This window comes from Mesorhizobium sp. P5_C1 (assembly GCF_054049815.1).
The window spans coordinates 1-7,072 of the sequence record NZ_JBFULQ010000288.1; the positions used below are offsets into that span (position 1 = coordinate 1).

A 7,072-nucleotide genomic window follows, 5' to 3' on the forward strand; every position below is an offset into this window, starting at 1 on the left:
CATTGGAGCCGATCGCGTAACAGTGCTTTCCGTACCGCGTGTAGGTCATGATCATCTGGAACAGCACCGCCAGCGACAGGAAGATGATGACGGGCATCAGGCCTTTGCCGATGGCCGCGAAACTGTCGGTGGGGAACGAGATAGGCTGTCCCTTGGACCACCATTTGGCGATGCCGCGCGCGGTCACCATCATGCCGAGCGTGGCGATGAACGGCGGAATGCGCGTGTAGGCAATCAAGGCGCCGTTGACCAGGCCGGCGAACAGCCCGCAACTGATGGCGACCAGCAGCGGCACGATGACGGGCAGGTCGGTCCAGCCTTGCGCGAGGAACATCGCCTTGGGGTTGGGATTGCCGTTGACGGTCGCCACCTGGGCAAAACTCATGGCGATCATTGCGGTCGCGCCGACGATCGAACCCGAGGACAGGTCGATGCCGCCGGTGATGATCACTTGCGTCACGCCGATGGCGATGATGCCGACGATCGACACCTGCAGGATGATGATCTGCAGGCGTGCCTCGTTGAAGATCCCGCTGACGTCGCTGCGGGTGTTGAACAGGAAGCTGTCGCCGAGGAAGATCCGGCCGATCAGTTCGAAGACGACGACGAGGATGACAAGCGCCAGGAAAACGTTGATTTCGGCAGGCCACGCGCGCTTCTTCGCGTCGTAGCCGACCCCGCCGACGCCATGAGATGTCTGTGCCAAATCTTTTATCCTCCGTCAGCCGCGGTCGCCCCTCGCTGCCTTGCCGGCGCTGAGGGAAGGGGAGCGGCGCTGACGCGCCGCTCCTAATGCCCGTTGCTCAGTTCTTCTTCAGGAACTTGTCGATGTTCGCCGGCGTCACCAGCTGGAAGGGGACGTAGACCTTGTGTTCGACCTTCTCGCCCTTTGACAGTTTCAATGCCGCGTCCAGCGCGCCCGCGCCCTGGCCGGCCGCGTCCTGGAACACGGTTGCGTCAAGGTCGCCCGCCTGCATTGCTGCAAGCGCGTCCTGGGTGGCGTCGACGCCGCCGACCACGACCGACTTCATGTCGATGTTGGCAGCCTTCATCGCCTGGATGGCGCCGATGGCGCTTTCGTCATTGTTGGCGATGACGCCATCGAACGGCTTACCGGTCGACAGCCAGTTGGTCATCAGGTTCTGGGCCTCGTCGCGGTTCCAGTTCGACGTCTGCTTGTCGATGATCTTGATGAAGCTGCAATCCGGCGTGGCGATCACCTCTTCAATATCCTTGGTGCGCTGCACGGCGGCCTGGTTGGACAGTTCGCCCATGATCACATAGACATTGGCTTCCTTCTTGCCGGCTTCCTTGAACAGGCGGCAGACTTCCTTGGTCTCGAGCGTGCCGGAATCGGCCTCGTTCGAAGCGACGAATGCCTGGTTTTCCGGCAGCTTGTCGACATTGACCGGTTCGCGGTTGACGTAGACCAGCGGGATCTTGGCGGCCGCCGCGGCGTCCGACATTGCCTGCGTGGCCGAGGTGTCGACCGGGTTGACGATGATCGCGTCGACGCCGGAGGCGGCGAAGTTCTTGATCTGGTCAAGCTGCTTGGCGACGTCGTTCTGCGCGTCCTCGACCTGCAACTCCACGCCGCTCATGCCCTTGGCCTGCTCGATCATGCCGTTGCGAAGCACGGTCAGGAAGTTGTCGTCGAACTTGGCCATCGATACGCCGACCTTGGCGGCCATGGCGGATGAACTCATCAGCGCCGCGAAAGCGACGCCCAAAATCAGTTTCTTCATTGTGTTTCTCCTCCACATATTGGTGTCCGGTTGCACCGATCTATCCGGAATCCCCGATCTCCCCGGGGAATCTCTCCCTGATATCGCTTCGCTCCGTATTGCATTCCCTGCTTGGGCTGGAACGCCAAACCCTCTGTTTGAAACAGACGTTCCGGAACGAAAGAACCAAAATGCACAGTTGGTGAAATATTTATTCCATTCCAGCGGAACGTCAAGTGCGATTCCGCGGCCTGCCGCCGGATTTTCGGATCGTTCTGATGGATTCTATCATTCCCCGCCGCTGCACTCGCGCGGGAAAGGTCAGATATTTTCCGGCAGATAGATGTCGAAGGGCAGGAAGGTCTGGCCAGGGGCGTTGGCTGCGCCGGTTTCGATGGCATGCACCATCCGATCGACCAGTTCGCGGCAGAGCGCGGCCAGCGGCGTCGAGATCACCATGGTGAGGATGTTGTCGGCAAGTGCCGCGCGCGACTCGGCGTTGATCTCGTTGCAGACGACCACAGGCATATTTACGGGCCTTGCTGCCCGCAGCGCCGAGACCGCGCCTTCCATGCCGCCGCCCGCGACGTAGCAGCCGGCAAGATCCGGATAGCGCGCCAGAAGATCGATCATCGCATCATGGGTTACTTGGTTCGCTTCCAGGTTGACCAACGTTTCCAGCACGCTGAAGTCGGGTGCATGCTCGCGAAAGAAAGAGCGGAAGCCGATCTCGCGCAACTCGTGGCCATGGAAACGGTGGCTGCCGACGAAGAGGGCGACTTTGCCGGGCTGCCGCGCCGCCCTGGCGATCATCCAGGCCGCGGTACGACCGACCTTGCGGTTGTCGAGGCCGACATAGCCCTCGCGGATACCGGCGGCAAAATCGGACAGCAGCGAGAAGACTGGCTGCCCCCTAGCCTTCAACGCCTCGACCGCCGCCGTCAGGGTCGGATGGTCCGGGCCGACAACGGCGATGGCCCTCGATTTTGCCGCCAGCTTGCGCATCTGGGTGGCGATCTCGTCGGGGACCAGGGAACTGGCGAAGTCGATGGTTGCGGCGCCGCGGAACCGCTGCGATTGCGAGACCGCCAGTTCGAGCTCCGATGCGAAATCGCCGTAGAAGACATCATTGCCTCGCAAAAGCAGGAAACCCAGCCGGTACTCCGGCAATTCATGGCGCATCCGCTGCTTGATCAAGCCGGCCGCGTGATAGCCGATCTCGGTCGCGGTTTCATAGACGCGCCGCGCGGTCTCCTCGCGCACCGGCAGGCGATTGTTGAGCACGCGGTCCACCGTGGCAACGCTGACGCCGGAGATGCGCGCCAGATCGGATATGGTCGGCCGTTTCGCCATGGTCGTCCTCGTTCGATTGCCGAATATTGATACATCATTCTGATAGGAAATGATAGAAACTATCTTTGTGATATTGAGTCCATCACGAGCAAACGGTATTTTCAGGCTGGAAGGCATATGGGCAACCGGCATTCGCCTGGGCGCGTGCCTTGCCGAGGAGGCAATCATGACCACTGCGCCGTCCCGGCGTGACTACAGCCTGATCGGCCGCGACGCCAAGCTCGCCGTCGAGACCGGCCTGTCGGCGGCCGAGTGGTATCACACCGAGATCCCGCGCAAGCAGATGAAGGAGTTGATGCAGCGCTCCGACGGACCGGCGATCCGCGATACCATCATCTGGCTCGCCGCCCTGATCCTCAGCGGCGCCGGCGCCGCCTGGTTCTGGGGCACATGGTGGTGCGTGCCGTTCTTCTTCGTCTACGGCGTGCTCTATGGCTCATCCACCGATTCACGCTGGCATGAATGCGGCCACGGCACCGCCTTCCGGACGCAGTGGATGAATGATGTGGTCTACCAGATCGCCTGCTTCATGATCATGCGCAATCCGGTGACCTGGCGCTGGAGCCACACGCGCCACCACACCGACACCATCATCGTCGGCCGCGACCCGGAAATCTCGGTCATGCGGCCACCGGACCTGGTTCGCGTCGTCCTGGCCTTTGTCGGTGTGCTCGATGCCTGGCATGCGATGAGCGACATGCTGCGCAACGCGGCCGGGAACATCAGCGCGGCCGAAAAGACCTTCATTCCGGAGCAGGAGCAGCCAAGGGCAATCCGCTTCGCCCGCATCTGGACGGCGATCTATGCAGCCACCATCGCACTGGCGCTCTATACCGGTTCGTTCCTGCCCCTGATGCTGGTCGGCCTGCCCAGGCTCTACGGCGCCTGGCATCACGTTATGGTCGGGCTACTGCAACATGGCGGCCTGGCCGACAACGTCACCGACCATCGCTTCAACAGCCGCACCGTCTACATGAACCCGATCAGCCGCTTCATCTATTGGAACATGAACTACCATGTCGAGCATCACATGTTTCCGATGGTGCCGTACCACGCGCTGCCGAAGCTGCATGAGCTGATCAAGCACGATTTGCCGGCGCCGACGACGTCGATCCTGGCCGGCTATCGCGAGATGATCCCAACCTTCCTGCGCCAATTGCGCAACGAAGACTATTTCCTCAAGCGCGARCTGCCGCCSACCGCCAGGCCATATCGCGAGGAATTCCACAACGATGCCGTCGCGGCGGCCGAGTGATCGTGCGGCTATCCGATTTCCACGGGAGGACTGAATGAGCGACTGGGTCGAGGCCTGTGCCGCAGGTGATATCGATGAAGAGGATGTGATGCGTTTCGATCATGGCGGCCGCACCTTCGCTATCTATCGCAGCCCGGACGATGACTATTTCGCCACCGACGGTCTGTGCACCCATGAAAAGGTGCATCTCGCCGACGGCCTGGTGATGGACGACATCATCGAATGCCCCAAGCACAATGGCCGCTTCAACTACAAGACGGGGGACGCCCGCGGCGCGCCGGTCTGCGTCAACCTCAGGACCTATCCGGTCAAGGTCGACGCCGGCAAAGTCCTTATCCAGATCGGATGACTGGTATGACGCGAGGGATGGTCATCATCGGGGCCGGCGAGTGCGGCGGCCGGGCAGCCTTGGCGCTGCGCGATCTCGGCTATGACGGGCCGGTGACGCTGGTCGGCGACGAGCCGCATCTGCCCTACGAGCGCCCGCCTCTGTCCAAGGAGGCGATGGCCAGCGAGGCGCCCGAAATCAAGGCGATCGCCAGCGATGCAATCCTGGCTGAGAAATCGATCCGCCATATCCATTCCATCCAGGCCGTGGCGATCGATCGTGCACCGCATATGGTGCGTCTGTCGGACGGTTGGGCCCTGCCTTATGACAAGCTGCTGCTCGCCACCGGATCGACCCCGCGCAAGCTGCCGAAGCCGGGATTGGGTTCGCGCTGCGTCTATCTCCGCACCTTCGCCGATGCGCTGGCCATTCGCGCCCATCTCAGCGCCGGCAAGCGTATCGCCATTGTCGGCGGCGGCTTCATCGGCCTCGAGCTCGCCGCCGCGGCCCGCAAACTCGGCGCTTCGGTCATCGTCATCGAGGCGCAGCCGCGCATCCTGATGCGTGGCGTGCCGGCCGAGATCGCCGAAATCATCCATGCTGCGCACGTCGCCGAGGGTGTGAGCATCTTGTGTGGAGACGGCATAGCGTCCGTCGACGACGACGGCAAAGAGGTCCGCATCGCACTCGCCGGCGGACAGCAGATATCAGCCGATCTCGCGGTCATCGGCATCGGCGCCGTACCGGTGACCGGGTTGGCGGCCGAGGCGGGGCTGACGATCGACAACGGCATCGCTGTCGATGCGGAGCTGCGCAGCAGCGATCCCGACATCTTCGCCGCCGGCGATTGCTGCTCGTTTCCACTCGCCGTCTATGGCGGCCGCCGCGTGCGGCTGGAAGCCTGGCGCAACGCCCAGGAACAGGGTGCGCTGGCGGCCGGGAACATGCTGGGGGCTGGCGAGGCGCATGCGGCTGTGCCGTGGTTCTGGTCGGATCAGTATGGTCTGTCCCTGCAGATCGCCGGGCTTTCCGACGAAGGCCGCAGCGTCGTGCGCCGCGATCTCGGCGACGGCGCCTTTATCCTCTTCCATCTGGACGAAGACGGCCGGCTGGTGGCGGCCAGCGGCATCGGTCCAGGCAATGCGGTCGCCCGCGACATCCGGTTGGCCGAAATGCTGATCGGCAAACGGGCGAAGCCGGCGCCGGAAGCACTCGGTTCACAGGCCATCAAGCTGAAGTCCTTGCTGGCGGCGTAGCGAATGCTTCGGTGCAGGACGTCGGTTCCGGCTCAAAAGCCTGAAACCGCACCTTAGAAAAGCGCCTTCAGCTCCGGCAGCTTGTCGTTGACCAGCCAGCCGTAATAATTCTCCTCGGGCAGCTTTTCAGGCTCGCCGGCGGCGCGGCGCCTGTCGTTCTCCGCCTTCAGCGCTTCGGCGCGCTGCTCCGGATTGCCGACATTGTAGAGCGTGGCCGTGAGCCCCGGATTTCCCGAAATGTCGAAGCCGGCAATGTTCTTGTAGGCGTCGATCGATTTCCGGATCGTCGCCGCGACGTAAGGCAGCGTCAGGTCGGGATCCATGATGGTCTTGTAGACCGAGTTGGGATCGGCAACGTCGAGCTTCGGCAGACCCGAAACCTTGTGCACGAGATCGCTCATCTGCAAGGCCGTCAGCGGGTTGAGCTGGCCGAGGCCAAAGGTCTGGCCGGCATAATAGGGCTGGAAGAAGGTGGCGCCGAAACGGTCGTCCGGGAAGCTCTCGCCACCGACGCTTTTGCCGCGAAACGAATGGTTCCACACCTGCTCGCGGCATTCCCACAGATCATAGCTGTCCGAAACCCCAGCGCATTTCTTGAATTCCGGCCGCTGCACGAAATCGGTGATGTCCTCGCCGTCATAGGCGAAGGTCAGCTTGCTGGAGAGATAGGAAATCGCCTTGACGTAGTAGGTCTGCAGCCGGTCGTAGGCGTCGACATTGTAGGTGTGCTCACCGACGATGGCGCCGACGATGTGCAGGGGGTCAATGCCGTAGGCCGCGGCGGCCTTCTTGATCTTGCCGCGCAGTTCGGCGTCGTTCTTCAGCAAGGCGTAGACCTTGCGATACTTCGCCTGGAAGGTGGTGTTGGTGGCCTGCGTGCGCCGGCTCGAAGCACCGGGAATATCCGGCTGCTCGGCGTTGCGGTTTCCTGGCGGCACCAATGTCGCCGCATCGGCGGYGAACAGCGTCGCAGCCAGCGTCAAGCCGAGAATGCCCAGGATCAGTCTTTTCATGCGCCGCCGCCTGCAGATGTTGCCGCGCAAACTAGGTAGTGCTCTTTCTCGAGTCGAGAGCGCCCCATCCGCCGGCAAGACGAAAGGTGGCCAGATGGTGCCATCTGGCCACACATGATTCTGTTTGCCGGACTGTGTTGCAA

7 protein-coding genes are annotated in these 7,072 nt (G+C 62.4%); 3 read left to right on the forward strand and 4 right to left on the reverse strand.

All coding sequences use genetic code 11. From position 1 onward, the window contains the following. The 3 genes from ACXJ7R_RS20615 to ACXJ7R_RS20625 form a co-directional block, all read right to left on the reverse strand. A partial coding sequence (locus ACXJ7R_RS20615; RefSeq protein ID WP_457153457.1) for an ABC transporter permease occupies window positions 1-706 on the reverse strand: 706 nt, incomplete at its 3' end. A gap of 97 nt (window positions 707-803) precedes the next feature. Beyond that, window positions 804-1,745, reverse strand: coding sequence for a sugar ABC transporter substrate-binding protein (locus ACXJ7R_RS20620; protein ID WP_095083253.1), 942 nt, complete (start codon window positions 1,743-1,745; stop codon window positions 804-806). A gap of 300 nt (window positions 1,746-2,045) precedes the next feature. Beyond that, a complete protein-coding gene (locus ACXJ7R_RS20625; RefSeq protein ID WP_457153458.1) occupies window positions 2,046-3,077 on the reverse strand; it encodes a LacI family DNA-binding transcriptional regulator in 1,032 nt (343 codons plus the stop codon). 166 nt (window positions 3,078-3,243) lie between these two features. On the opposite strand from ACXJ7R_RS20625, the gene ACXJ7R_RS20630 reads away from it, so the two are divergent. From ACXJ7R_RS20630 to ACXJ7R_RS20640, 3 genes are read left to right on the forward strand one after another with little or no spacing between them, the layout of a single operon-like run. Further along, the gene (locus tag ACXJ7R_RS20630) at window positions 3,244-4,332 is read left to right on the forward strand and encodes a fatty acid desaturase family protein (protein ID WP_457153459.1); all 1,089 of its coding nucleotides are present in this window, start codon (window positions 3,244-3,246) and stop codon (window positions 4,330-4,332) included. A gap of 34 nt (window positions 4,333-4,366) precedes the next feature. Beyond that, window positions 4,367-4,681: a MocE family 2Fe-2S type ferredoxin gene (locus tag ACXJ7R_RS20635; RefSeq protein ID WP_095083246.1), complete on the forward strand. Its 315-nt coding sequence runs from the start codon at window positions 4,367-4,369 to the stop codon at window positions 4,679-4,681. Continuing rightward, complete coding sequence (locus ACXJ7R_RS20640; protein ID WP_457153460.1) at window positions 4,678-5,916, forward strand: NAD(P)/FAD-dependent oxidoreductase; 1,239 nt, start codon at window positions 4,678-4,680, stop codon at window positions 5,914-5,916. The genes ACXJ7R_RS20635 and ACXJ7R_RS20640 overlap by 4 nt, the downstream gene beginning before the upstream one ends. Window positions 5,917-5,969: 53 nt before the next feature. On the opposite strand, the gene ACXJ7R_RS20645 is transcribed toward ACXJ7R_RS20640, so the two are convergent. Further along, complete coding sequence (locus tag ACXJ7R_RS20645) at window positions 5,970-6,929, reverse strand: DUF1402 family protein (protein WP_457153461.1); 960 nt, start codon at window positions 6,927-6,929, stop codon at window positions 5,970-5,972. Window positions 6,930-7,072 lie beyond the last annotated feature (143 nt).